Here is a 23,113-nt window from a genome sequence, read left to right on the forward strand (position 1 = left end):
TGCCAAAGATGCTCTGGCTCGGCAGGGAATTCGGGGGTGGACTTGACCAAAACAAGCACAAACAGGGTCGACTGGCGTGCGCTGTGGGCGAGCGGCGATCTGGCGCGCTTCTGCTTCATCAGCCTCGGCATCCTGTTGCACGCCACCAACGAAACGATGGTGGCAACGGTCATGCCGGCCATGGTCGGCGAGCTCGCCGGCGTGTAGCTGGTCGGCTGGTCGCTGGCGATCTACGAGCTCGGCGCCATCGTCGCAGGTGCTGCCGCCGGACGGCTGGTGAGCTATGTCGCGCTGCGCACCAACATGACGGCCGCCGCCCTGCTCTATGCCGCCGGCGCGCTGGTCTGCGCCACCGCGCCTTCGATGCCGCTGTTCCTCTCCGGCCGCCTGATCGAAGGGCTTGGCGGTGGCGCGCTGGTGTCGCTGGCCTTCGCCTCGGTCGAGCGGCTGTTTGCCCGCGCGATCTGGCCGCAGCTTTTCGGCGTTATGTCGGCGATCTGGGGCGTCGCCGCCTTCAGCGGGCCGGTGCTCGGCGCGGTCATGACCGAATTGCTGTCCTGGCGCTGGGCCTTCGGCGTCTTCACCCTCGGCGGCATGGCCATGGCGCTGGCAAGCTTCCTCGTGCTCGATACACCTAAAGCAACAAGGCCGCAGGCGACCGGCGGGTCGGCGCCGCCCTTCCCGTTTGCGGCACTTGGCTGTCTTGCCGTCAGCGTCGTGCTGATCGCCACCGCCGGCGTCGACATCGCCCTGCTGCGCTCGTCGCTGCTGCTCACCCTCGGCATGATCGGCCTGGCGCTGTTCGTCTATATCGACGCGCTGAAGCCGCGCTCGCGCCTGTTCCCGTCGCGGCTGTTTTCATGGCGCTCGCCGGTCGGCGCGGGCATGACCATGGTCGCGGCGTTTTCGGTGGCGACCTGCTCGTTTGCGGTCTACGGGCCACTGCTCCTGACCAGCCTGCACGGCATTCCGATCCTCACCACCGGCTACATCATCGCCGCCGAATCGATCGCCTGGTCGATCCTGTCGATCCTCGTCGCCAATGCCCCGCCGGAGCGCGAGCGGCTGATCATCGTCGGCGGGGCGCTGATGATCGCCACGGGCGTCGCGGGTTTCGCCTATACGGTGCCGGCGGGCTCGATCCCGTTGATCCTGCTTTGTGCCTTGCTGCAAGGCGGCGGTTTCGGCATCGCCTGGCCGTTTGTCACGCGTGTCATCGTGGCATCGGCCAAGGAAGGCGAGCAGACGATCGCCTCGGCCGCCGTGCCGACCATGCAGCGCATCGGCTATGCCGTGGGTGCGGCACTGACCGGCATCGTCGCCAACGCCAGCGGCTTTTCCGAAGGCCTGAACCGCGAGGCCGCGGCAAATGTCGCCGCCTGGCTGTTCCTCGCCTTCATCCCGCTCGGCATCCTGGGATGCCTTGCCGCCTTGCGGATTTCGGGCGCGAGCGACGCCGCGCGGCTGGCGAAGCTGCCAATCTCCCCCACGAGAGGTGAGATCGGCTAAACACCCGAGGGGAGATCGCTAAACCACGACCGTCTTCAGCCGGCCGGCGATCAGTGCCGCGAGCCGCGTCGCCACCTCTTCCTTGCTCATCTCCGGCCATTCCTCGACGCCGGCCTTCGAGACGATCCGCACCTTGTTGCGGTCGCCGCCCATCACGCCCGGGGAACCATCTTCATGCGAGACATCATTGGCGACGATAAGATCGGCACCCTTTTTCGCAAGCTTGGCCTCGGCATTCCTGACCAGGTCCTGCGTCTCCGCGGCGAAACCGACCACCAGCATCGGCCGCCTTTTGTGATGCCCGACACCGGCAAGAATATCGGGATTTTCCACCATCTGCAGCGCCGGCGGCCCCTCGCCCGCCACCTTCTTGATCTTTTCCCCGGCCGAACTTTGAGTGCGCCAGTCGGCGACAGCCGCGACGAACACTGCCGCGTCGGCCGGCAGCAGCTGTTCGACCGCATCCTTCATCTCGACGGCCGTTTCGACATGCAGCGTGGCGACGCCGGCCGGATCCGCAATGCCGACCGGACCGGAGACGAGACGCACGTCGGCGCCGAGCCTGGCCAGCGCCGCCGCGATGGCATGGCCCTGCTTGCCCGACGAACGGTTGGCGATGTAGCGGACCGGGTCAATCGGTTCATGCGTCGGCCCGGAAGTGACAATGATCTTCCTGCCCGCCAGCGGCTTTGGCCGACTGTCGAGCAGCGCCTCGATCGCGGCGACGATCTCCAGCGGCTCGGCCATGCGGCCCTCGCCCGCCTCGTTGCTTTCGGCCATCTCGCCCTTCGCCGGGCCGACGAATGCGACGCCGTCCTTACCCAGCATCGAGCGGTTGCGCCGGACCGCCGGGTGCGTCCACATTTTCGGGTTCATAGCCGGAGCCATCAAAACCTGCTTGTCGGTTGCGATGAGCACCGTCGAGGCAAGGTCGTTGGCGTGGCCGTTGGCGAGCTTTGCCATCAGGTCGGCGGTGGCCGGCGCCACGACCACAAGGTCGGCCTCGCGCGAAAGCCGGATGTGGCCGATGTCGTGCTCGTCCTGCCGGTCGAACAGCTCGGTGAAGACATGATGGGCGGACAACGCTCCGGCCGACAGCGTGGTGACGAATTGCTGCGCCGCGGCGGTCATCACCACGCGCACCGAAGCACCGCGCTCGCGCAGCCGGCGGATCAGGTCGAGCGCTTTGTAGGCGGCGATACCGCCGCCGATGATCAGCAGGATGCGCTTGCCGGAGAGGACACCTCGCGCGACTTGGCTGGGGACCGCGACCACCGGAGCTGCAGGATTCTGCAAGCTTGTCAGTTCGCGCAACGTTTTCTCGATCTGGTCGATGCGGCCGGACGAACCGAGTTGACCTTCGACCGCTGCGCGGATCATGACCCGCGCCTGGTCTTCCATCGACCGGCCATTCTCCGCAGCCAATCGGCGCAGCATATCCTTGACCTCGTGATCAAGGTTGCGGATGGTGATGCTGGCCATGTGATTGCACTTTGCCCGAGATCGCTGCAAGCAATGATATCAATGCGATCAATCGGGAACAAGCCGCTAAAGCAGCTTCCAGGCGATGTACACCAGCGTCAATGCGATTACCCACAGCGCCAGCCGGCCGGAGCGGGTGTAGCGCGCCTCGGCCTTGCCGATCGCGTGCGCGGTCCTTTCGTCGAAGCGCAGGCCGTGTTCGGCCATCAGGTCGATCTCGCGCGACAGCCGCTCGGTGCGGGCGGCGAGGTCCGGCGCCTGGCGGGCCAGCGCCAGCAGCGCGTTGGCGCCGTCGCGCGCATCGGCCAGCAAAGCGCGCGGGCCGAGATTGCGGGCAATCCAGCCGCTGACCACAGGTTCCGACGTCTTCCACATGTTGAAGGCCGGGTCGAGGGTGCGGGCGACGCCCTCGACAACGACCATGGTCTTCTGCAGCAGCACCAGCTCGGATCGCGTCGCCATGTCGAAGAGCTCGGTCACCTCGAACAGCAGCGTCAGCAGCTTGGCCATCGAGATGGTCTCGGCCGGCTGGCCGTGGATCGGTTCACCGATCGCCCGGATCGCCTGGGCGAAAGCTGCGACATTGTGCTGGCGCGGCACGTAGCCAGCCTCGAAATGCACCTCGGCGACGCGCTGGTAATCGCGCGTGATGAAGCCGTAGAGGATTTCAGCGAGGAACCGGCGCTCCTTCCTGCCGAGCCGGCCGGCAATGCCGAGGTCGACGGCGACGATGGTGCCGTCGGCCTCGACGAACAGGTTGCCCGGATGCATGTCGGCGTGGAAAAAACCGTCACGCAGCGTATGGCGCAGGAACGACTGGACCAGATTGGCGGCGATCGCCTTCAGGTCGTGGCCGGCGGCGGTCAGGCCGACAATATCGTTCATCTTGATGCCGTCGACCCACTCCATGGTCAGCACATCGCGGCCGGTGCGCTCCCAGTCGACCGACGGCACGCGAAAGCCGGGATCGTCCTTGGTGTTTTCGGCGAGCTCCGAAAAAGCCGCCGCCTCCAGCCTCAAATCCATTTCGATCTTGGTGGTCTGGGCCAGCGTCTCGGTCACCTCGACCGGCCGCAGCCGGCGCGACGACGGGATGTATTTTTCCTGCAGCCGGGCGGCGAGGAAATAGCTCTCGAGATCGCGAAAGAAGCGGCGGCGCACGCCCGGCCGGATGACCTTCACCGCCACCCGGGTAACGACGCTGTCCTGCAGGGTTTCGGCGGTATGGACCTGGGCGATCGAGGCGGCGGCGACGGCCTCGCCAAAACTGGCATAGAGCTCGCCGACCTTGCGTCCGAGCGAGGCCTCTATTGCCGCTATGGCTTCGGCCTTCGGAAATGTCTGCATCTTGTCCTGCAGCATGGCGAGATCGAGCGCTATGTCGTTGCCGACGACGTCCGGCCGCGTCGCCAGGAACTGGCCCAGCTTGACGTAGGATGGGCCGAGCCGCACGACCGCCTTGGCCAGCCGGTCGCCGCGCTCGTAGGCAAGCGCACGGCGACGGGTGAACAGCCGGGCCATGCGCCAGCCGAACTTCGGCAGGCCGAAGAGTTCGTCGCCGGGCAACGCCGCGATGACACCCTCGCGGACCAGCACCCAGCCGGCCCGCACGAGCCTGAAACCAGCGCCTATGCTGCTCATGGCTGGCTTTGCCTTGCCGGTTTCCTGAACTGGCGAAAGGCACGTCGGGCTATGAAAATGCGGGCCAGCCTCAAAGCTTCCAGCCCGAATGAAGCGCGGCGATGCCGCCGGAATAGTTGCGGAATGAGGCGCGCTCGAAGCCCGCGCGCGAGATCATCGCCGCGAAATTCTGCTGGTTGGGAAATTTGCGGATCGATTCGACCAGATAGGAGTAGGGCTCGCCGTCGCCGGTCACCGCCTTGCCGATCCGCGGGATGGCGTTGAACGACCATGCCTCATAGACCTTGTCGAGCAGCGGCATCTCGACCTCGGAAAATTCAAGGCAGAGAAAGCGCCCGCCAGGCTTCAGCGCGCGATAGGCTTCGGCAAGCGCCACATCGATGCGCGGCACGTTGCGGATGCCGAAAGCAATGGTGTAGGCATCGAAAGTAGCGTCGGCAAAAGGCAGTTCCTCGGCATTGGCCTCGACGAAATCGGTATTTGCCGACAGGCCCTTTTTCTCGGCTCGGTCGCGGCCGACGGCGAGCATCGAGCCGTTGATGTCGAGAACCGTTGCATGGGCGTGCCTGGCGCTCGCCTCGACGATGCGGAAGGCGACGTCGCCGGTGCCGCCGGCAACGTCGAGAACGCGCCAGCCCGGCCGCTTCGGTGGATTGAGCCAGGCGACCATGGCGTCCTTCCACAACCGATGCAACCCGGCCGACATCAGGTCGTTCATCAGGTCGTACCGGTTCGCCACCTTGTGGAAAACATCATTGACCAGGGGCTGCTTGTCGCCTGGCCCTACCCGCTTGAAACCATAGGAGGTTTCCATGCCGCCCGCAGCCGTGGTTCTTTCAACCGACATCGTTTTGATCCGCCATAAAATCGGCGGGACCATAGCCGATCGATGGTGCGGGCGCTATTGTTTAAGGCGCGGTGTTCGGCCGCGCTTCGAAGCAGGTTCCGGAAAAGCGTCGCACGGTTTTCCGACAAGAACCTGCGTCATAAGAAAAAGCCTGACGGGATAATTGAATGCCTTTGAAAGCAGAACTGCACTGCCACATCGAAGGGGCAGCGGCGCCTGAACTCGTCCTCCGCCAGGCCGAGAAATACGGCAGGGATGCCTCGCCCTACATCCGGGACGGCTCCTTCGCCTGGCACGATTTCACCTCCTTCCTCGCCGCCTACGACTTCTCCTCCGACCTGTTCCGCACCGAAGAAGATTATGCGCGGCTGGCCGATCACTACCTGACCAGCCTCGCCCGCGACGGCGCCATCTATTCCGAGGTTTTCACCTCGCCCGACCATGCCGGCAAGGCCGGGCTGTCGCCGAAGGCCTATACCGATGCGCTCGGCGAAGGCATGGCCCGCGCCAAGGCGAAGACCGGCATCGAAGGCCGCATGATCGTCACCGGCGTGCGCAATTTCGGTGTCGAATCGATCGAGCGGGCGGCGCGTTTCGCCGCCCGCAGCGGGCATCCGCTGGTCACCGGCTTCGGCGTCGCCGGCGACGAGCGGATTGGCGATTTGGAAGATTATGTCAGGGCCTTCGAGATCGCCCGCGAGGCCGGCCTCGGCATCACCGTGCACGCAGGCGAATTGATGGGCTGGGAGAGCGTCGAGGCGGCACTCGACCATATCCGCCCCTCTCGCATCGGCCACGGCGTGCGCGCCATCGAGAACCCCGATCTCGTGCGGCGCATCGCCGACGAAGGCGTCGTGCTCGAATGCTGCCCCGGCTCCAACATCGCCCTGAAAATCTTCGACAGCTTCGCCAACCATCCCTTTCCTGCTTTGAGGGCGGCGGGCTGCAAGGTGACGCTCAACTCCGACGACCCACCCTATTTCTGGACCTCGCTGAAGCGCGAATACGACATCGCCGCCGAACATTTTGCGATGGATGACAAGGCGCTCACCGCCGTCACCAGGACGGCCATCGAGGCAGCTTTCGTCGACAGGAAGACCAGGGCGGCGCTGCTGGGCAGGCTCGGCGCCAAGGGCAGGTGAATGGTGAATTGCGAGCCTGGCGCTTCGGTCCGTCAACCGCGAGTTTTTCCGCGCAACCAAGGACTCGCAAACCAGTTCACTATTCACTATTCACCATACACCATTCACTATTCACCTGCGCAGTTCGGAGAACACCATGAAGGGCGTCACCGTCGTCGACCATCCGCTTGTCCAGCACAAGCTGACCATCATGCGCAAGAAGGAAACCTCGACGGCCGGGTTCCGGCGGCTGCTGCGCGAGATCTCGCTACTGCTCGGCTATGAGGTCACCCGCAACCTCGAACTGACCACGACGACGATCGAGACGCCGATCGAGACGATGGAGGCGCCGACGCTGGAGGGCAAGAAACTCGTCTTCGCCTCCGTGCTGCGCGCCGGCAACGGCTTGCTCGAAGGCCTGCTCGATCTGGTGCCGGCGGCGCGTGTCGCCCATATCGGCCTCTACCGCGACCATGAGACGCTGGAAGCGGTCGAATATTTCTTCAAGGCGCCGGGCGACCTCGCCGACCGGCTGGTGATCGTCGTCGATCCGATGCTGGCGACCGCCAATTCGGCGATCGCGGCGATCGACAAGCTGAAAGGCCGCGGCGCCACCAACATCCGCTTCCTCTGCCTGTTGGCGGCACCAGAGGGCCTCGAGCGTTTTACCCAGGCGCATCCCGATGTTCCGGTCTTCACCGCTTCCATCGACCGCCAACTCAACGAAAAGGGCTACATCATGCCCGGCCTCGGCGATGCCGGCGACCGTATGTACGGCACCAAATAGGTCCGTTTACCGATTGTTTACGCAAACGGCTGGTTTCCGCATTCGTTAAAGCGGCAAACACCTTGTCGGACTAAGGATCGGCAACCACAAAGGCCGGTCCATGCTGCGCAAGCTTCTCATCCTTGGCGTGTTTGCCGGAACGTCGGCATCGCTGCCGATCGTCTATCAGTCGAATCCACAGACGATCGAGCGGCTGTTGAAATCCGCCATCGGAGCCAAGCCGGCCGACACCCAAACCGACCTGAACCTCGCCGCCGTCCCGGACAGGCCGGCGACGCCGCAGCCGCTCGGCCGCAAGGTCGTCGTCACCGCGGACGCGCGCGGGCATTTCATGTCGGTCTTCAAGTTGAACGGCCGCCAGATCGAAGGCATGATCGATACCGGTGCGACGCTCGTCGCCATCAACAGCTCGACCGCGCGCAGGATCGGCATCTCGCTCAATTCGACCGACTTCAGCCATCAGGTCAACACCGCCAACGGTGCGATCAAGGCCGCCGTGGTGACGATCGACCGCCTGCAGATCGGCAGGATCACCGTCGAGGGCGTCGAGGCCGTCGTACTCGACGACAGGGCGCTGCACACCAACCTGATCGGCATGAGCTTTCTGCAGCGGCTCGAAAAATATCAGGTCGAAGACGGCACGCTGCTGCTGGTTCAGTGACTATCAGCGCGGCAGGATCCGCCGGATGACGGTTTTCTCCGCGGCCGGTTTGGAAGTCCCGATCGTATAGGCCGAAAGCACGGCGGCCGCGGCCGCCTCGGCATCCCCGGCATTGCGGGCATGGACCAGCGCCAGCGCCTCGCCGGTCCGCACTTCAGCGCCGACCGGCAGCAGCCTGGTGACGCCGACGGCGTGATCGATCCTGTCGTCCGGCCGCGTCCGCCCGCCGCCAAGCCCGACCACGGCAAGCCCGATCTCGCGGGTTGCTATGCCGGTGACAAAGCCGTTCGCGCTCGCCTTGACGGCGAATTCCGTTGCCGCTTTCGGCAGATATTTTTCCGGATTCTCGATGAAATCGGCGGGACCGCCAAGTGCCGCCACCATGCGCGCGAAGATGGCAGCGGCGCGACCGCCGGCCAGCGTCTCGGCGGCGCGACGCAGGCCGTCCTGGTTGGACGGCACCAGGCCTGCCGATTGCAGCATCTCGGCGGCCAGCGCCAGCGTCACTTCCTCCAGCCGCCGGTCGCGGAAGCGGCCGGTGAGGAAGTCGACGGCGTTGCGCAGCTCGACCGCATTGCCGGCAGCGGACGCCAGCGGCTCGTTCATGCCGGTGACCAGCGCCGAGGCCCTAAGGCCGGCGCCATTGGCGACGTCGACCAGGCTGTTGGCCAGCACCGTTGCATCGCGCGATTTCTCCATGAAAGCGCCGTTGCCGACCTTGACGTCGAGCACCAGCGAATTGATGCCGGCCGCCAGCTTCTTCGACAGGATCGAAGCGGTGATCAGCGGCACCGATTCCACCGTTCCCGTCACATCGCGGATGGCGTAGAGCCTGGCGTCGGCGGGTGCGAGGTCGGCGGTCTGGCCGATGATGGCGCAGCCGGTTTCGAGCACGGTCTTGCGGAAGCGTGCAACATCCGGCTGGCTGATGTAGCCGGGGATGGCATCCATCTTGTCCAGCGTGCCGCCGGTATGGCCGAGGCCCCTGCCGGAAATCATCGGCACATAGGCGCCGCAGGCAGCGACGATCGGTGCCAGCATCAAGGAGACATTGTCGCCGACGCCGCCCGTCGAATGCTTGTCGGTGACCGGGCCGGGCAGATCCGACCAGTCGAGCACATCGCCGGAATCGCGCATCGCCATAGTCAGCGCCACCACCTCGTCGCGGCTCATGCCGTTGAAGAACACCGCCATGGCGAAGGCGCCGACCTGCGCGTCGGTAACGGTGCGGGCGGTCAGGCCCTCGATGAAAGCCGATATCTCCTCAGCCGAGAGTTTTTGACCGTCGCGCTTGCGGCGGATGATTTCCTGGGGAAGCATCAGGCGTCTACCCTGTGCTCCGGAAGCCCGTCCTGAAAAACACGCTGCAGAATGGTCGCCAGCCGCGCGCCGCCGACCGGCGCCATGTCCTTGGTCTCCTGGTGCGACAGCTCGGCTCCGGTCATGCCGGCGGCAAGGTTGGTGACGACCGAACAGGCTGCGACGCGCAGCCCGAGGAAGCGGGCGAGAACGACCTCCGGCACCGTCGACATGCCGACCGCGTTGGCGCCCATGATGCGAGCCATGCGGATCTCGGCCGGCGTCTCGAAGCATGGGCCGGAGAACCACATGTAGACGCCCTTGTGCAGCCTGGTACCGGTGGCCTTCGCGGCTTGCTCGATGGCGGAGCGGAGACCGGCGTCGTATGCTTCGGTCAGGCCGACGAAGCGGCGGTCGCTCGGCTCGCCGATCAGCGGGTTGGAGCCTGAGAAATTGATGTGGTCGGTGATCAGCATCACCGAGCCCGGGCCCATCCCGGGATCGACCGAACCGGCGGCGTTGGTGAGGATCAGCCTGGAGATGCCGAGGCCGGCGAGCACCTCGAGTGCAGGCCGCATCGCCGCCGCGTTGCCGTGCTCGTAATAGTGTGCGCGACCGGACAGCATCAGCACCGGCGTGCCGGCAAAGAGCCCCGCCACCACCTCGCCGGCATGGCCGCTGACGCCGCTTCTGGGGAAGCCCTGCAAGTCGGCATAGGAAATGCGCACCGCATCCTCGACCTTGTCGACAAGCCCGCCAAGCCCCGATCCCAGCACCAGCGCAGTGGTCGGCGCCAGCCCGTCCAGCCTTTCGACGAGGTGATCGAGTGCTTCCTTCATTTCAACACATCGCCCTGGAAGCCGTATGGCAGCAACTCGCCCATGGTCACGGTCTCGACCACGCCGCTATCATCGCAGAGATAGAACTTCGTTTCCGGCCGGCAGAATTCAGCCAGCCGCTGCCGGCAGCCGCCGCAGGGCGAGCATTTTGCCACGCGTTCGGCGATCACGGCGATTTCCGTAATCTTGCCGCCGCCACCCATGATGTAGTGGCCGAGCGCGGTGGTTTCGGCGCACCAGCCCTCCGGATAGGACGCGATCTCGACATTGGCGCCGGTGAAGACACGGCCGTCCTCGGTGCGCAACGCCGCGCCGACCGGAAATTTCGAATAGGGCGCATAGGCCTTGGCCATGGCGGCTTTCGCCGCTTCGAACAGATCACGAGCCATGATAAATCAGCGTTCCTTGACATAAGGCACGCCGCCGGCACGCGGCGGGATTGCCTTGCCGATGAAGCCTGCAAGCAGGATGACGGTCAGCACATAGGGCAGCGCCTGCATGAATTGCACCGGCACCTTGCCGATCAGCGGCAGCGGCGTGCCTTGCAGGCGGATCGACGCCGCGTCGAGGAAGCCGAACAGCAGGCAGGCGAACATGGCGTTGACCGGTTTCCATTTGGCGAAGATCAGCGCGGCCAGCGCGATGTAGCCCTTGCCGGCGGTCATGTCCTTCACGAAGCCGCCATTCTGCACCATCGACAGGTAGGCACCTGCAATGCCGGTGAGCACGCCGGTGCAGATCAGCGCCCGATAGCGCAGCCAGGCGACCGATATGCCGGCGGTATCGACCGCGGCCGGGTTCTCGCCGACGGCGCGCAGGCGCAAGCCGAAGCGGGTGCGGAACAGCACCCACCAGGTGAACGGCACGGCCAGGAAGGCGAGATAGACCAGCACTGAGTGGCCGGAGATGAGTTCCGAATAGATCGGCCCGAGGATCGGCATGCTCCTGAGCGCATCCGCGCCCGGCCAGATGATTGTCTCGAAGCGCTCGCCGGCGGCCAGCGCCGGCGTGCGCCCGCCTTGCTGGAACCAGGCCTGGCCGAGCATGATCGTCGATCCGGCGGCAATGAAATTGATCGCGACACCGGAAACGATCTGGTTGCCGCGGTGGGTGATCGAGGCAAAGCCATGGATCAGCGCGAAGGCGACCGAAATGAGGATGGCCATGCCGAGGCCGAGATAGGCCGAGTGGAAGACCGAGGCGGCGGCGGCACCGGCGAAGGCCCCAACCAGCATCTTGCCTTCGAGCCCGATGTCGAAGACGCCGGCCCGCTCTGAATAGAGGCCGGCGAGGCAGGCGAGCAGCAAGGGGACCGACAGACGGATGGTCGAGTCCAGGACCTGTACGATGGCGTTGAAGAAATCCATCTCAGGCGCCCTTCCCCTTGACCGCTTCCATGCCGACCGATCTCGGGCTGAGCGAGGCGAACAGCGCCTGGACATAGGGCCGGAACATATGCTCGAGCGCGCCGGCGAACAGGATGACCAGGCCCTGGATGATGACGATCATGTCGCGGCTGATCGCCGGCATCTCGAAGGCGAGCTCGGCGCCGCCCTGGTAGAGCATGCCGAACAGGATTGCGGCAAGCACGATGCCGACCGGGTGCAGTCGCCCCATCAGCGCCACCGCGATGCCGACGAAACCGGCGCCCGAAACGAATTCGAGCGCGACATTGTGCTGGTCGCCCATCGTCGGGTTGAGCGCCATCATGCCGGCCAGCGCGCCCGAGATCATCATCGCAATGATGATGATGCGGATTTCCGAAATCCCGGCATAGCGCGCCGCTTTCGGGCTGTGGCCGTAGGTACGCATCTCGTAGCCGAGCTTGGTGCGCCAGATCAGGACCCACACCAGAAAGGCCATGGCCAGCGCCAGCAGCGAGCTGACGTTGAACGGCGCCGAACGGATTTTGGCGCCGAACAATTCGATGATCCAGTTGAGCTTCGGCAATTGTGCGCCTTCGAGGAAGGTGCGCGTCTGCGGCGCCATCGAGCCGGGCGGCTTCAGCATGCCCACCAGCGCATAGACCATGACGCTGGCGGCGATGAAATTGAACATGATGGTGGTGATGACGATGTGCGAGCCGCGCTTGGCCTGCAGATAGGCCGGGATCAGCGCCCACAGCGCGCCCATCGCCGCGGCGGCGATAATGGCGATCGGGAAGGTCAGCCACCAAGGCAGCACGCTGTCGAAGGCCAGGCAAACGATGCCGATGCCGAGACCGGCGATATAGCCTTGGCCCTCGCCACCGATGTTGAACAGGCCGCAATGCGCCGCAACCGCCACCGACAGCCCGCTGAAGATGAAGGTGGTGGCATAGAAAAGCGTGAACGCGATGCCTTGGCCGCGACCGAAGGCACCCTCGACCAGGATGACCGCAGCACGCAGCGGGTTCTCGCCGACCAATATGACGACGAAACCGGCAACGACGAAGGCGACGAACAGATTGATCAGCGGGATCAGTACATAATCGGCCCAGGCCGGCAGCTTGGCATAGGGAGTGCTCATTCCGCGGCCTCCCGGTGCTCGACGCCGGCCATCAGCAGGCCGAGTTCGCCCTCGGTCGCGTCGGGGCCGCGCTCGCCGACGATGCGGCCGGCAAACATCACCAGAATGCGGTCGGAAAGCGAGCGGATCTCGTCGAGCTCGACCGAAACCACCAGCACCGCCTTGCCCTGGTCGCGCATCGCGATTAGGCGCTTGTGGATGAATTCGATGGCGCCGACATCGACGCCGCGCGTCGGCTGGCCGACGATCAGCACGCCGGGATCCTGCTCCATTTCCCGCGCCAGCACGATCTTCTGCTGGTTGCCGCCGGAGAAATTGGCGGTCTTGAGGCGGCAGTCCGCCGGTCGGATGTCGTATTTGACGATCTTGTCCCTGGCATCGTTACGGATGGCGTCGATGTCGAGAAACGGCCCCTTCAGATAGCGCTCGTCGTCCTGGTAGCCGAGGATCGAATTCTCGTTCTCCTCGAAGGCCAGCACCAGGCCGACATGATGGCGGTCCTCCGGCACATGGGCAAGGCCGCGCTCGCGCAGTTCACCGGGATCGGCGGCGCCGGTGAGGTCGATCGGCTTGCCGTCCAACGTCACCGAACCCGAAACGGCGCGCCTGATGCCGGAAATCGCCTCGAGCAGTTCGGATTGCCCGTTGCCGGCGACGCCGGCAATGCCGACGATCTCGCCGGCACGGATATCGAAGGAGACGTCGTCGACCATGGTGACGCCGCGGGAATCCTTGACCGTCAGGTTCTTGACCGCGAGCTTGACGCCGCCGGCCTTCGCCTCGCCTTTCTCGACGCGCAGCAGCACGCGCCGGCCGACCATCAGCTCGGCCAGCTCCTCGACCGTGGTCTTCCTGGTTTCGCGTGTCGCCACCATGGTGCCCTGGCGCATCACCGAGACCGTGTCGGTGATCGCCATGATCTCGCGCAGCTTGTGGGTGATCAGCACGATCGTCTTGCCCTGCTCCTTCAACTGCCTGAGGATGCGGAACAGATGGTCGGCTTCGGCCGGCGTCAGCACGCCGGTCGGCTCGTCGAGGATCAGGATCTCGGCGCCGCGATAGAGCGCCTTGAGGATTTCGACGCGCTGCTGCAGGCCGACCGGCAACTCCTCGATGATCGCGTCCGGATCGACTTCGAGCCCGTATTCGCGCTCGAGCCGCTCCAACTCGGAACGCGCCTTGGCGATGCTTTTCTTCAGCAGCGCATCGCTTTCGGCGCCGAGAATGACATTTTCCAGCACCGAGAAATTGTCGACCAGCATGAAGTGCTGATGCACCATGCCGATGCCGAGCGCGATCGCATCGTTCGGTGTCTTGATCGATGCCGGCTGGCCGCCGACACGGATTTCGCCGCTGTCGGCCTGGTAGAAGCCGTAAAGGATCGACATCAGCGTCGACTTGCCGGCGCCGTTTTCGCCGACGATGCCATGGATGGTGCCGCGCGTAATTTCCAGATTGATGTCGCGGTTGGCGCGCACGGCGCCAAAGCTCTTGTCGATGCCGATCAGCTCGATTGCGGCTTGCGCCATGCAGCCTGTTCCCACTGTTATTTTTTTACCGCTTGGTCAAACGCCTAGCATGACGCCCAGTCTGTGCCAATTGGGTCTGTGCCAATTGGCCGGAGCACGGTTCACTCTCGACAAATCCCGTCATGCTTGTCAATTTCCAACGTGGCCGCACCCTGCACAATCGCCTGATCGAGGATTTCAAATGACCATGCCCGACGACCGGCTGACGACGCTGGAAATCCGCGCCGCCGAGCAGGAGAAGACCATCGAGGAACTGTCCGGCCAGATCGCCGAGCAGTGGAAGGTGATCGAGCGCATGCAGCGCAAGCTCGACGCGCTGGCCGAGCGCTTCCTGGCGCTGGAGGAACAGGCCGCACCCGACGTGCCGGTGACCAAGCCGCCGCACTGGTGAGCGGCCTGACAATGCAAAACCGCCGGGCTTTCACCCGGCGGCTCGTCAGCTCAGCAATGTCTGTCGATCAATACGGGCAGGCATTGTCCGACATGTAGTCGTGCACCTTGATGGTGCCGGCGATGATGTCGGCCTTGGCCTTTTCGACCGCTGCCTTCATCGCATCGTCGACAAGCGCCTTGTTGTTGTCGTCCATGGCGTAGTCGACGCCGCCTTCCTTGAGGCCGAGATCGTTGATGCCGGCCGTGAACTTGCCGTCCTTGGCATCCATGAAGGTGTTGTAGACGGCAACGTCGACACGCTTGACCATGGAGGTCAGCACCTTGCCGGGCTGCAAGCCGTTCTGGTTGGAATCGACACCGATGCCGAGCTTGCCCGCGTCGGCCGCCGCCTGCAGCACACCGACACCGGTGCCGCCAGCCGCAGCATAGATCACGTCGGCGCCCTGGTCGATCTGCGTCTTGGCGATCTCGCCGCCCTTGGCGGGATCGTTCCAGGCTGCGGGCGTATCGCCGGTCATGTTCTGGATGACGTCGGTGGCGCCGGCCGCTTTGGCGCCGCCGACAAAGCCGCAGCCGAATCTGCGGATCAGCGGAATATCCATGCCGCCGATAAAGCCGACCTTCTTCGACTTCGAAGCCATCGCCGCCATCACGCCGACGAGATAGGAGCCTTCCTGCTCTTTGTAGACGAGGGAGCGGACATTGGGCTTGTCGACGACCATGTCGATGATGGCGAATTTGGTCTCGGGGAATTCCGTGGCAATCTTGTCAAGCGCATCCGACCAGGAGAAGCCCGCCATGACGATCGGATTGCGGCCGTCCTCGGCGAAACGGCGCAGCGCCTGCTCGCGCTGGGTGGCGTTGCTGACCTCGAATTCCACATAGGGGATGCCGGTCTCGGTCTTGAACTTTTCGGCGCCGTGGAAGGACGCCTCGTTGAACGACTTGTCGAACTTGCCGCCGAGATCATAGAGAAGCGCGGGTTGAATGTCCGCGGCGAAGGCCGGAAGAACCATTGCAGCTGCGGCCATGAGGCCGAGTACGATACGTTTCATGTGATCCACACCCCTGTCGGTTATTTGTCCATTATGCACCGCATGCCGGCCCGGTTCTCCGGCAGGCATTCGGCGTCAGGCAGGAGTGTCTTCCTCCCGCTTCGGGCCAATCTGGCACGGCCCGAAACAAAATTCACGTGGAATTTTGACCCTTTGTAAAAGCGGGGCGCCGCATCGCGGCACCACAGCATATTCCTTGCGTCAGGGGCGCAAAATCAGGCGGAGACGGCGGCCGGAATGGCGCAGGAGACGCCGGTTCCGTGCAGGCCGCAATAGCCGTAGGGGTTCTTCGCCAGATATTGCTGGTGGTCTTCCTCGGCGAAGTAGAATTCCGGCGCCGGCGCGATCTCGGTGGTGATCTTGCCGCGTCCGGCACCGCGCAGCGAAGCCTCGTAAGCATCGCGCGAAGCGAGCGCCGCCTGGTGTTGCGCGTCGTTGAACGTGTAGATCGCCGAACGGTAGGTGGTGCCGACATCATTGCCCTGGCGCATGCCTTGCGTCGGGTCGTGGCTTTCCCAGAACAGCTTCAAAAGCTCGGCATAGGACACGATCTTCGGATCGTAGACGACGAGCACGACTTCGGCATGGCCGGTGAGCCCGGTGCAGGTTTCCTGATAGGTCGGGTTGGGCGTGACGCCGCCAGCATAGCCGGCCGCCGTGACCCAGACGCCATCGACCTGCCAGAACAGGCGCTCGGCACCCCAGAAACAGCCCAGCCCGAACATCGCCGTCTCAAGCCCTTCGGGATAGGGACCCTTGAGCGGCCTGTTCGAGACGAAATGCTTCGATGCCGTCGGGATCGGCCGGTCGCGGCCGGGCAACGCCTCGGAGGGCTTCGGCAGGTTGAGCTTCTTGTTCAGCATATCGCTGAGAAACATGTGCGATTTCCTTTTCTTCTTGCTTGAGCCTTCCCCGATCCGGGGAACGCTGGATCCGGGAACGCAGGAATTTTAGGTCGCGGCGAACCGCCCGCTGGGGCGCTGCCGCCTGTAGCCGATGGCATAAAGAACGAAGGCCAGCACCGCGAACACGGCAAAGCCGGGCTGGCTGAGCACCCAGGCGATGGCGCCGTCCCACAGCAGCGGATTGAGCTTGTCGCGGACGAAGCTTTCAAAGGCGCTGCGCGTGGCCGGTGAGACGGCGAGCCAGCTGGTGTTGAGCGGGGTCATCACCAGCGCCGAAGCCGCCACCGACCGGGTCGCGTCGAGCACGGCCATGATGACCGAAACCGAAAGCGCGACCATTGCAGCGAGACGAAAGACGAAGCGGAACATCCAGACCCTTCCTCCCCAGGAGTTTATCGGAATGTCGTGTCGGACTGTTAAATAGGATTTACCTGCTTCGTCTGCAATCGCGACACGCGAAGTTGAACTTACGCCGGCGGCTTGCACCTGGGCCGGCTGACGAGCCAGACGGCGAAGACGCCGCGGCCGACTGGTTTGTAGGCGCCCAACGAGCACACTGATGCCATGGGCTGAGCATCCCTGTCCGGCAAAGCGAATAGAGTGTCTTGGCATTCGGCACCGGATCGACTAGATGAGCCCCGCGCCTGTTGCTTGACGGCTCGGGTGCGGGGAAAGGGTATCCGCTGGTTGACGGCGCCCACGGCCGGAATTCCGGGCCGGAATCCCAAAGGAGATGCATCTCCCCAACCCGCACGGCGAAACCGGCCGCGTCGAAGATGCTAAAAGGACGGAGAGGTGGCCGAGTGGTTGAAGGCGCACGCCTGGAAAGTGTGTTTACGGGAGACCGTAACGCGGGTTCGAATCCCGCTCTCTCCGCCAGCTAATCCCGAGAAACCCTTTATTTTCCGGGCGTTTGGTAAGGTTCGGTTAGTAGCCTACTAACCAGCCTACTAATCACTAGGGTCAAAACTCCGCCAATGGCCGAGATGGGTGGAAGACCGACGTTCGCTGACAGAAAGACATCACCGTCGCAGCGTCGTCTACAAACGGGGAGGTGTCTCAATGTCAGTGGAAATCCGGGCTGCCTCGGAGGCAGACTTTGACGCGCTCGTTCGGCTCAATCAGGTGGTTCAGAGTCTCCATGCTGAATTGCATCCAGACGTTTTCAAACAGGCAGCCGATCCGTCTGCGGTGAGGACATTCTTCGCAGCGAGGCTGGCTGATCCGAAGAGCTCGATCGCGATTGCTGAGATTGATCGTGCTCCAGTCGGCTACGTCTGGTTTGAAATTCAGTCGCTGCCAGAAACGCCGTTCACTTTCCCTCGGCCCCTGATCTAGGTGCACCACATCTCGGTTATGCCGGAAGCTCGTCGTCGTGGAGTTGCCGCAGCTTTGATGTGCCATGTTGAACAGCGAGCTGCTTGCGAAGGTATCGACGAAATTGCTATGGGCATCTGGGCAGCCAATCTCGACGCGCGGCATTTCTTTGGGTCGCAAGGATGCGTTCCGTACAACATTGCACTTTGCAAGAAGCTTGTGAGAGTCAGCTAAGGGTCAGCAAGCGGACGTTTGAATTACGGTGACAGTGCACTTTGAATTACGGCGACAGAATTGACAGTGCACTATTTGTCATGTTTGCTCGGCTGTCGCTGTGCGTAAATTGAACGCATGGCTCGACTTGCATTACCGCTCCGCCGATGTCGCGCAACCGATGGGCAGCGAAGCACTTCTCGACCGTGATTGCCGAGCAAACCGGAAAGAGCAGTGAAATTGGGAAACGCGACAGGCGGGAAAAAGAAAATGGTGCACTGTCACCGTAATTCGTAATTTGCAGAGGGCGCGAAGGATCGCTACTGAGCGGCTCCATCTGCGCCGCACCCCTTACCCCAGATCAGCCCACAAGCCGAACGACCCGCGCTCCACCAGAGCGCGGGCTTCGACAGGCTCGTTAGTGTCGCTACGCGTCTAGCGCGGAACCGCTTGTATTCCCGAGACCGAGCGCTCTGTTTCGCCGGAGAAAACCACGAAGGCAAAGATCAGCACGGCGACAGCGACAATCATTGAGCCGGTGGCGACGATCGGCTCGAGCGCCGGATTTCCCTGCAGCATCAGGTAAAGCGCCGGCAGCATCACGACCAAGCCGAGATTGTACACGCCGTAGTGGATCATCGCCGTCCTGCGGGCAGCCTTCGCCGGGTTCAGCGCATAGTAGCCGCCGAATATTGCACTAGTGACCCATCCCAGCAGGTTGATGTGCGCGTGAGCCGGAAACGCGCCGTGATCGCCTGAAATTGCCATCTGCAGGCCAGCTGCAATTCCCAGAATAAGAAAGACGATGGCTGTCTTGAAAAAGAGCTCCGAAACCTTAGGCATGTCATTCTCCCAAACCCGTTTTGCCGCCGCATCATGCTTTGTTTCCGGCGACCTTGCCAAGGGGGGACCGTCGGGCCTGCCGAACCATTTGTTGGCGGCCTGACGGCCCGTTGGCGGCCGGCCGCCGGGCCTGGCCGGTTGCGAGTCCAGCCGGTAAAAAATATGCGCTCACGCTAATTTGATTGCAATATCACCCGCCAGGCTTCCACGTCGTTCTCACAAGGGAAGTGTCCTGCACGATGGTGGTGCCATACGCGCCAAAGGTCAGCCCGTCAGTGTTGCAGCAAGGCCTCGCCAAACTTCTCCCACAGCTGTGTGCAATCTGTTGCTCTGAGGCTGGGGGTTCCGAGTGGGCCATATCGGATGACGGCGGCGTGAACATCATAGCCAACGATAGGTGCATTGGCGACAAAGTGGATAGCCTCGCCCAATCGGCGAGAGCCAATTGGCGCATCGGTTTTGTTGGTGATGTCGAAGACACCACAAATATCCACTTCCTGATTTCTGGCTGCCAACGCAGCTTCCATTACCTGTTCGTGCATCATCGAAATCTCTCCTAACGGTCTAAGTCTAAGAACCGCGGCTTTTGCCGGTCCGGCAGCTGACAACCGCCAAGTCGAAGTGCCTTTTGCAGCATCTCGATTGGCTCTTGCTGCGAGCCACTCCGCCCGCTCCCGCGGCAAGCCGATAAGGCAACTGCCTGCGAAATCCGCAGGCACGTCCACGGTCGCATCAAACACGGCCCACGTGCCAGTCGGCTCCTGAACGGGCAAAAACCTCATAACAGCGCCTGCTAATATACCATACCGACTGTGAGGACGGAGCTTTGTTCCTGCATCGATCAAACGAATGAGAGATGTTGTCGAAATGTCAGGCGACGCTCGCCGAAAACAATCGTCGGCGACATCGCCAGGATCGAAGGCTGAGCAGCGATCCGGCCGCATTCGGGACAAGCACAAGATGCCGGAGACAAGCGCGGCCAAATGTTCAGCCAGAATCGCTTTTTCGTTGCGGATGGATGGTCTCGCCGCGCTTCAGCATCTCCACGAACGCCGCGATCTTCTTCTTGCGTCCGGCTTCGGTCTTCATGTTGTGGGTGCGGAAGGCGAGCGCGAAGCGGTTTTGCTCGCTGAGCTTTGCCAGCATCTCTTTCGCCCTGGGCTCGGCGTCTATTGCCGCCTGGAGGTCGTCGGGGATCTTCATCTCCTTGCCGCTCCTATAGGCGCGCGCCCAGCGGCCGTCGGCCTTGGCTGCCTCGGCCTGCCTCAGCCCATGCTCGGTCATCCGGCCCTCCTCGATCAGCCGGGCGACATTGTCGACGTTGATCTGGCTCCAGGTGCTCTTCTTGCCGCGCGGGGTATAACGCTGCAAATAGCTTTTGCCGTCCAGGGCCTTGCGCACCGCATCGATCCAGCCCCAGCATAACGCCACGTCGATGGCTTGCTTCGGCGTGATCGACGGCAGCCCCGAATCGCGCTTATAGATCTTGATCCAGACTTCGTCCTCGCTGTCGTGATGCTCGCCAAGCCAGGCATGGAAGCTTTCGGCATCCCTGAACTCGCGCACCTTGGCCGGGTCGACCTTGACGGGCGCCATCAGCCGGTCCGCCCGTGACACAGGCGCGTAACGACGCCGAACCGCTTGCCGGCCGCGCGCGCGCTCATCTCAGCTCCAAGTCCGCAATCCGCAGGCCGGATGATTCCCGCTGGCACGCGTTCAGCCTGCGCGATTGGGCGTGCCGAGGACATGGGATTTCGGCGGCAGCATGACGTCGTCGAATGTCTGCGTGAACATCGCCGCCGCAAAGAAAGCGACGGCGCGCAGGGTTTCGGTGCCGGTGTTGACGAGGTCGTGCCGGACCGGCGTCGGAAGTACCAGGACGCTGCCGGGCCTGACCGGGTGGATGCTGCCGCCCTCGATGTGCAGCTCGCCGGTGCCGGCGATGATGTATTGCGTCTCCTCGGTGGCGTCGGTGTGCCAGCCGAGCCGCTTGCCGGGCTCGATCTCGTAGACAATGACTGAGGACTGGGTGGTGCCGTGCCCGCCGTAAACCGCGAAAGCGCCGGCCCATTTGACCGACGGATCGTCCTCTGCCCAAACCAGCGAACGTTCGAGCCTGTCGGATGCGACGACTGCTGTCATGGCTTCGTTCCTCTCAGCGAATGGCGAACACGAATCTAGATGATTTTTCTGGTCTGCGTCAGCAAAACTGGCTGCCAACCGTTTCCTCGCCCATTGCGCGTAACTATTTGTCGTGCCGCGATCTGACCATTCTACTCTGGGATCGGATCACTGAGCCGATTTCACCATGCAACCAAGCCTTTACCTTTCAGCCAGTTTGGAGTTGCCCCTGCGTTGCGTTCGTGGTCCGGTACAACCAGGGCGCTCAATGCGAATTCGGCAACGGTCGCCTCACCGACCGTCAAGGCAACACACCGTGAAGGCAACCCAGGAGATAGCAATGGGCATTTTCGACAGTATCAAAGGTGCGATTTTCGGAAACGCGGTTGCGGCCGAAGCGCCGCCGGCGCAACCGTCTCCCGCGCCTGCTTCGAGCACGGCCACCCAGCCGACGGCGCCTACCCGACCCGACCCGGCTGCAACCCCGGCTCCGGCAACGCCATCCGCGCCGTCCTCTGCTCCTGACATCGCTGCCATTCTCGACAAGGCGGTGGCCGCGAAAGGGCAAAAGCTCAACTGGAAGAATTCGATCGTCGACCTGATGAAGGCTCTGAATATCGATAGCAGCCTCGGCGCCCGCAAGGAGCTTGCTCACGAGCTGAACTACACCGGCGACATGAACGACACCGTAACGATGAATCTGTGGCTGCATGATGCACTGATGAAAAAGCTGGTCGAGAATGGCGGCAAGCTTCCGAGCGATCTGGCCGCCTAGAGTCATAAGACAAGCAATTCCAGGAAAACGTGTGAACGGTTTTCCATCCGGAATTGCGTCAAACAAAAAAGACAGACCGGTTCGGCGTTCCGTGAAACGAAGAACCGTCCTGGTCCTGCCCGCACCGTGGTTCTTGCTGCGCTGACTTCGACCGCAACCGAGCAGACCCGACTGCCAAGCAATCAAACTGCCAAGTAAATAAATTGAGACCCATCCCGGCCGCCGGGATGGGTCTGTGGCGAAGTCGCATGGCACAAAAGTGCTGCCGCCTCGCGCCTGGATTGCCTCACGCAAAACCGACGATTTCGGTCGCTGCCCCGCGCGCTGGTAGGACCACCATTTCGCTGGCGAAACCCGACGTTCGGCGTATCATTCTCGCGGGAGAGGGTTCATGGTGGGAGGAAGCCAATGAACGTGGTGCAGAGGGTGACTGTCGCCGACTTGACGGCCCAAGAGCTTGTTTCATCTGCGCTTTCAAGATTCGGCACCGGCGACACCATATCGACGAGGGCGATGCTGGACATCGTTCGCCGGACGGCCCCGGCCTGCGGTGACAGTGACGACGATCTGGTCGAGATTATCGTCATGACGGCCGTTGGTAGGACCATGGGGGTCGTGTTCGACCATCGCTACCCTTAGCAATCCGCAACGAATACCAGGCTGCGCCCAGGAGCAGTGGCGGGCGGTTGGCAGCGCGCGGCGGAAATTTACTGGTGCGGCCAAGGAAGCGAGCCTTTTTGTGCGCGAAGGCCAGCCTGGCGCCGTGCCCTTGCTTTGAGCAAAAACCGCCGCTCATGTCGGGTCATGCCCGAGGGTAGGCAACTGGGCGACACGCTCGAAGGAACTCGCTGAAATCTTGCCCGTTATGCTCTCGTTGAGATGAGGAGAGCTGCCATGGCCGACGACAAAACCAGGACCGACAGTCGCGACCGCTCACGAGTGGCGGGCGGCGAAGACTATGAGGTACGCCATTTCGCCGAGGAAGCGGGCATTACCCCTGATCAGGCACGCACGCTGATCAAGCGCCACGGCACCGACCGCAAGGTGCTGAACGAAATCGCCGAGAGCATAAGAGCGTCGTAATGGCTAACAAGAAAACCGCAATGGCCGACCGCAAGACGCGCGATCCGGACGAAAAGAAGGCTCTGCACCTGGCCGAAACCACCGACGTTTCGCCGAAGCAGGCGAAGGATCTGATGCGCAAGCACGGCAAGGACAGCCCGAAAGTCGAGAAGGAAGCCAAGAACTTCAAGGCCGAGGGCTGAACG

General features: G+C 63.2%; 26 protein-coding genes, 1 tRNA gene and 1 pseudogene. 12 read left to right on the forward strand and 16 right to left on the reverse strand.

Annotated elements, in window-relative coordinates; all coding sequences use genetic code 11:
• Window positions 1-42 precede the first annotated feature (42 nt).
• Window positions 43-1,509 (forward strand): annotated as a pseudogene (locus tag NKH91_RS02400) (MFS transporter).
• An 18-nt stretch (window positions 1,510-1,527) separates the two neighbouring features.
• On the opposite strand, the gene coaBC reads toward NKH91_RS02400, so the two are convergent.
• From coaBC to ubiE, 3 genes are all read right to left on the reverse strand, one after another.
• On the reverse strand, window positions 1,528-2,991 hold the full coding sequence (gene coaBC, locus NKH91_RS02405; RefSeq protein WP_352845525.1) for a bifunctional phosphopantothenoylcysteine decarboxylase/phosphopantothenate--cysteine ligase CoaBC: 1,464 nt from the start codon (window positions 2,989-2,991) through the stop codon (window positions 1,528-1,530).
• A gap of 66 nt (window positions 2,992-3,057) precedes the next feature.
• Window positions 3,058-4,632, reverse strand: a complete 1,575-nt coding sequence (gene ubiB, locus NKH91_RS02410; protein WP_352845523.1) for a 2-polyprenylphenol 6-hydroxylase — start codon at window positions 4,630-4,632, stop codon at window positions 3,058-3,060.
• Between the two features lie 70 nt (window positions 4,633-4,702).
• Complete coding sequence (gene ubiE, locus NKH91_RS02415) at window positions 4,703-5,479, reverse strand: bifunctional demethylmenaquinone methyltransferase/2-methoxy-6-polyprenyl-1,4-benzoquinol methylase UbiE (RefSeq protein WP_352484649.1); 777 nt, start codon at window positions 5,477-5,479, stop codon at window positions 4,703-4,705.
• Window positions 5,480-5,646: 167 nt separating this feature from the next.
• Here ubiE and NKH91_RS02420 point away from each other — a divergent pair, with 167 nt between their 5' ends.
• From NKH91_RS02420 to NKH91_RS02430, 3 genes are all read left to right on the forward strand, one after another.
• Entirely contained in the window at window positions 5,647-6,621 is a 975-nt protein-coding gene (locus NKH91_RS02420) for an adenosine deaminase (RefSeq protein ID WP_023719012.1), read from the forward strand.
• A gap of 136 nt (window positions 6,622-6,757) precedes the next feature.
• Window positions 6,758-7,387 (forward strand): uracil phosphoribosyltransferase, encoded by a 630-nt coding sequence (gene upp / locus NKH91_RS02425; RefSeq protein ID WP_023675320.1) that lies wholly within the window; start codon window positions 6,758-6,760, stop codon window positions 7,385-7,387.
• 100 nt (window positions 7,388-7,487) lie between these two features.
• Complete coding sequence (locus NKH91_RS02430) at window positions 7,488-8,048, forward strand: TIGR02281 family clan AA aspartic protease (RefSeq protein WP_023719011.1); 561 nt, start codon at window positions 7,488-7,490, stop codon at window positions 8,046-8,048.
• 3 nt (window positions 8,049-8,051) lie between these two features.
• Here the strand turns inward: NKH91_RS02430 and deoA are convergent, their stop codons facing one another.
• Genes deoA through NKH91_RS02460 form a run of 6 tightly spaced genes read right to left on the reverse strand, consistent with a single transcriptional unit; the run spans window position 8,052 to window position 14,223 of the window.
• Window positions 8,052-9,368: a thymidine phosphorylase gene (gene deoA, locus NKH91_RS02435; protein WP_352845521.1), complete on the reverse strand. Its 1,317-nt coding sequence runs from the start codon at window positions 9,366-9,368 to the stop codon at window positions 8,052-8,054.
• A complete protein-coding gene (locus NKH91_RS02440) occupies window positions 9,368-10,186 on the reverse strand; it encodes a purine-nucleoside phosphorylase (RefSeq protein ID WP_352884545.1) in 819 nt (272 codons plus the stop codon). The genes deoA and NKH91_RS02440 overlap by 1 nt, the downstream gene beginning before the upstream one ends.
• Entirely contained in the window at window positions 10,183-10,575 is a 393-nt protein-coding gene (gene cdd / locus NKH91_RS02445; protein WP_023719008.1) for a cytidine deaminase, read from the reverse strand. The genes NKH91_RS02440 and cdd overlap by 4 nt, the downstream gene beginning before the upstream one ends.
• A 6-nt stretch (window positions 10,576-10,581) precedes the next feature.
• Window positions 10,582-11,553: an ABC transporter permease gene (locus tag NKH91_RS02450; RefSeq protein ID WP_352484652.1), complete on the reverse strand. Its 972-nt coding sequence runs from the start codon at window positions 11,551-11,553 to the stop codon at window positions 10,582-10,584.
• A gap of 1 nt (window position 11,554) precedes the next feature.
• Window positions 11,555-12,694 carry an ABC transporter permease gene (locus tag NKH91_RS02455; protein WP_352484653.1) on the reverse strand — a complete coding sequence of 380 codons (1,140 nt, stop codon included), beginning with the start codon at window positions 12,692-12,694 and terminating at the stop codon, window positions 11,555-11,557.
• Window positions 12,691-14,223: an ABC transporter ATP-binding protein gene (locus NKH91_RS02460; RefSeq protein ID WP_352845519.1), complete on the reverse strand. Its 1,533-nt coding sequence runs from the start codon at window positions 14,221-14,223 to the stop codon at window positions 12,691-12,693. Before NKH91_RS02460 ends, NKH91_RS02455 begins: the two co-directional genes overlap by 4 nt.
• 181 nt (window positions 14,224-14,404) lie before the next feature.
• Here NKH91_RS02460 and NKH91_RS02465 point away from each other — a divergent pair, with 181 nt between their 5' ends.
• Window positions 14,405-14,614 (forward strand): SlyX family protein, encoded by a 210-nt coding sequence (locus tag NKH91_RS02465; protein WP_031194007.1) that lies wholly within the window; start codon window positions 14,405-14,407, stop codon window positions 14,612-14,614.
• 67 nt (window positions 14,615-14,681) lie between these two features.
• Here NKH91_RS02465 and NKH91_RS02470 read toward each other — a convergent pair whose 3' ends face one another.
• The 3 genes from NKH91_RS02470 to NKH91_RS02480 all read right to left on the reverse strand — a co-directional run bounded on the left by NKH91_RS02470 (window position 14,682) and on the right by NKH91_RS02480 (window position 16,945).
• Window positions 14,682-15,671, reverse strand: a complete 990-nt coding sequence (locus tag NKH91_RS02470; RefSeq protein WP_023719004.1) for a BMP family lipoprotein — start codon at window positions 15,669-15,671, stop codon at window positions 14,682-14,684.
• Window positions 15,672-15,886: 215 nt separating this feature from the next.
• On the reverse strand, window positions 15,887-16,549 hold the full coding sequence (msrA, locus tag NKH91_RS02475) for a peptide-methionine (S)-S-oxide reductase MsrA (RefSeq protein ID WP_023719003.1): 663 nt from the start codon (window positions 16,547-16,549) through the stop codon (window positions 15,887-15,889).
• A 72-nt stretch (window positions 16,550-16,621) separates the two neighbouring features.
• A complete protein-coding gene (locus NKH91_RS02480) occupies window positions 16,622-16,945 on the reverse strand; it encodes a hypothetical protein (RefSeq protein ID WP_352847449.1) in 324 nt (107 codons plus the stop codon).
• A 420-nt stretch (window positions 16,946-17,365) separates the two neighbouring features.
• Here NKH91_RS02480 and NKH91_RS02485 point away from each other — a divergent pair.
• The 3 genes from NKH91_RS02485 (at window position 17,366) to NKH91_RS02495 (ending at window position 18,127) form a co-directional block, all read left to right on the forward strand.
• Window positions 17,366-17,455, forward strand: a tRNA-Ser gene (locus NKH91_RS02485).
• Window positions 17,456-17,638: 183 nt separating this feature from the next.
• A complete protein-coding gene (locus tag NKH91_RS02490) occupies window positions 17,639-17,914 on the forward strand; it encodes a GNAT family N-acetyltransferase (protein ID WP_352847446.1) in 276 nt (91 codons plus the stop codon).
• A 57-nt stretch (window positions 17,915-17,971) separates the two neighbouring features.
• On the forward strand, window positions 17,972-18,127 hold the full coding sequence (locus tag NKH91_RS02495) for a hypothetical protein (protein WP_352950953.1): 156 nt from the start codon (window positions 17,972-17,974) through the stop codon (window positions 18,125-18,127).
• 414 nt (window positions 18,128-18,541) lie between these two features.
• Here the strand turns inward: NKH91_RS02495 and NKH91_RS02500 are convergent, their stop codons facing one another.
• From NKH91_RS02500 to NKH91_RS02515, 4 genes are all read right to left on the reverse strand, one after another.
• Entirely contained in the window at window positions 18,542-18,949 is a 408-nt protein-coding gene (locus tag NKH91_RS02500; RefSeq protein WP_023719001.1) for a heme-copper oxidase family protein, read from the reverse strand.
• A 272-nt stretch (window positions 18,950-19,221) separates the two neighbouring features.
• Window positions 19,222-19,494: a hypothetical protein gene (locus tag NKH91_RS02505; protein WP_031194005.1), complete on the reverse strand. Its 273-nt coding sequence runs from the start codon at window positions 19,492-19,494 to the stop codon at window positions 19,222-19,224.
• 442 nt (window positions 19,495-19,936) lie between these two features.
• Window positions 19,937-20,545, reverse strand: coding sequence for a YdeI/OmpD-associated family protein (locus NKH91_RS02510; protein ID WP_352847440.1), 609 nt, complete (start codon window positions 20,543-20,545; stop codon window positions 19,937-19,939).
• Between the two features lie 120 nt (window positions 20,546-20,665).
• A complete protein-coding gene (locus NKH91_RS02515) occupies window positions 20,666-21,091 on the reverse strand; it encodes a cupin domain-containing protein (RefSeq protein ID WP_031194003.1) in 426 nt (141 codons plus the stop codon).
• A gap of 319 nt (window positions 21,092-21,410) precedes the next feature.
• On the opposite strand from NKH91_RS02515, the gene NKH91_RS02520 reads away from it, so the two are divergent.
• From NKH91_RS02520 to NKH91_RS02535, 4 genes are all read left to right on the forward strand, one after another.
• Window positions 21,411-21,845 (forward strand): DUF3597 domain-containing protein, encoded by a 435-nt coding sequence (locus NKH91_RS02520; protein WP_352483570.1) that lies wholly within the window; start codon window positions 21,411-21,413, stop codon window positions 21,843-21,845.
• A gap of 408 nt (window positions 21,846-22,253) precedes the next feature.
• Window positions 22,254-22,484 (forward strand): hypothetical protein, encoded by a 231-nt coding sequence (locus NKH91_RS02525; RefSeq protein ID WP_352847437.1) that lies wholly within the window; start codon window positions 22,254-22,256, stop codon window positions 22,482-22,484.
• A 255-nt stretch (window positions 22,485-22,739) separates the two neighbouring features.
• Entirely contained in the window at window positions 22,740-22,928 is a 189-nt protein-coding gene (locus tag NKH91_RS02530; RefSeq protein WP_023718995.1) for a DUF3606 domain-containing protein, read from the forward strand.
• Window positions 22,928-23,110 carry a hypothetical protein gene (locus tag NKH91_RS02535; RefSeq protein ID WP_036244723.1) on the forward strand — a complete coding sequence of 61 codons (183 nt, stop codon included), beginning with the start codon at window positions 22,928-22,930 and terminating at the stop codon, window positions 23,108-23,110. Before NKH91_RS02530 ends, NKH91_RS02535 begins: the two co-directional genes overlap by 1 nt.
• Window positions 23,111-23,113 lie beyond the last annotated feature (3 nt).

The organism is Mesorhizobium sp. M0894 (genome assembly GCF_040319725.1).
Lineage (GTDB): Bacteria > Pseudomonadota > Alphaproteobacteria > Rhizobiales > Rhizobiaceae > Mesorhizobium.

Coding starts and splice junctions, on each gene's coding strand:
- NKH91_RS02515 (WP_031194003.1), bottom strand. CDS start 21,091: ATGACAGCAGTCGTCGCATCCGACAGGCTCGAACGTTCGCTGGTTTGG.
- NKH91_RS02495 (WP_352950953.1), top strand. CDS start 17,972: ATGTGCCATGTTGAACAGCGAGCTGCTTGCGAAGGTATCGACGAAATT.
- NKH91_RS02535 (WP_036244723.1), top strand. CDS start 22,928: ATGGCTAACAAGAAAACCGCAATGGCCGACCGCAAGACGCGCGATCCG.
- NKH91_RS02525 (WP_352847437.1), top strand. CDS start 22,254: ATGAACGTGGTGCAGAGGGTGACTGTCGCCGACTTGACGGCCCAAGAG.
- NKH91_RS02465 (WP_031194007.1), top strand. CDS start 14,405: ATGACCATGCCCGACGACCGGCTGACGACGCTGGAAATCCGCGCCGCC.
- msrA (WP_023719003.1), bottom strand. CDS start 16,549: ATGTTTCTCAGCGATATGCTGAACAAGAAGCTCAACCTGCCGAAGCCC.
- NKH91_RS02500 (WP_023719001.1), bottom strand. CDS start 18,949: ATGCCTAAGGTTTCGGAGCTCTTTTTCAAGACAGCCATCGTCTTTCTT.
- NKH91_RS02480 (WP_352847449.1), bottom strand. CDS start 16,945: ATGTTCCGCTTCGTCTTTCGTCTCGCTGCAATGGTCGCGCTTTCGGTT.
- upp (WP_023675320.1), top strand. CDS start 6,758: ATGAAGGGCGTCACCGTCGTCGACCATCCGCTTGTCCAGCACAAGCTG.
- deoA (WP_352845521.1), bottom strand. CDS start 9,368: ATGCTTCCCCAGGAAATCATCCGCCGCAAGCGCGACGGTCAAAAACTC.
- NKH91_RS02460 (WP_352845519.1), bottom strand. CDS start 14,223: ATGGCGCAAGCCGCAATCGAGCTGATCGGCATCGACAAGAGCTTTGGC.
- NKH91_RS02505 (WP_031194005.1), bottom strand. CDS start 19,494: ATGATGCACGAACAGGTAATGGAAGCTGCGTTGGCAGCCAGAAATCAG.
- NKH91_RS02455 (WP_352484653.1), bottom strand. CDS start 12,694: ATGAGCACTCCCTATGCCAAGCTGCCGGCCTGGGCCGATTATGTACTG.
- ubiE (WP_352484649.1), bottom strand. CDS start 5,479: ATGTCGGTTGAAAGAACCACGGCTGCGGGCGGCATGGAAACCTCCTAT.
- NKH91_RS02430 (WP_023719011.1), top strand. CDS start 7,488: ATGCTGCGCAAGCTTCTCATCCTTGGCGTGTTTGCCGGAACGTCGGCA.
- NKH91_RS02420 (WP_023719012.1), top strand. CDS start 5,647: ATGCCTTTGAAAGCAGAACTGCACTGCCACATCGAAGGGGCAGCGGCG.
- NKH91_RS02490 (WP_352847446.1), top strand. CDS start 17,639: ATGTCAGTGGAAATCCGGGCTGCCTCGGAGGCAGACTTTGACGCGCTC.
- NKH91_RS02440 (WP_352884545.1), bottom strand. CDS start 10,186: ATGAAGGAAGCACTCGATCACCTCGTCGAAAGGCTGGACGGGCTGGCG.
- ubiB (WP_352845523.1), bottom strand. CDS start 4,632: ATGAGCAGCATAGGCGCTGGTTTCAGGCTCGTGCGGGCCGGCTGGGTG.
- NKH91_RS02470 (WP_023719004.1), bottom strand. CDS start 15,671: ATGAAACGTATCGTACTCGGCCTCATGGCCGCAGCTGCAATGGTTCTT.
- cdd (WP_023719008.1), bottom strand. CDS start 10,575: ATGGCTCGTGATCTGTTCGAAGCGGCGAAAGCCGCCATGGCCAAGGCC.
- NKH91_RS02530 (WP_023718995.1), top strand. CDS start 22,740: ATGGCCGACGACAAAACCAGGACCGACAGTCGCGACCGCTCACGAGTG.
- NKH91_RS02450 (WP_352484652.1), bottom strand. CDS start 11,553: ATGGATTTCTTCAACGCCATCGTACAGGTCCTGGACTCGACCATCCGT.
- coaBC (WP_352845525.1), bottom strand. CDS start 2,991: ATGGCCAGCATCACCATCCGCAACCTTGATCACGAGGTCAAGGATATG.
- NKH91_RS02510 (WP_352847440.1), bottom strand. CDS start 20,545: ATGGCGCCCGTCAAGGTCGACCCGGCCAAGGTGCGCGAGTTCAGGGAT.
- NKH91_RS02520 (WP_352483570.1), top strand. CDS start 21,411: ATGGGCATTTTCGACAGTATCAAAGGTGCGATTTTCGGAAACGCGGTT.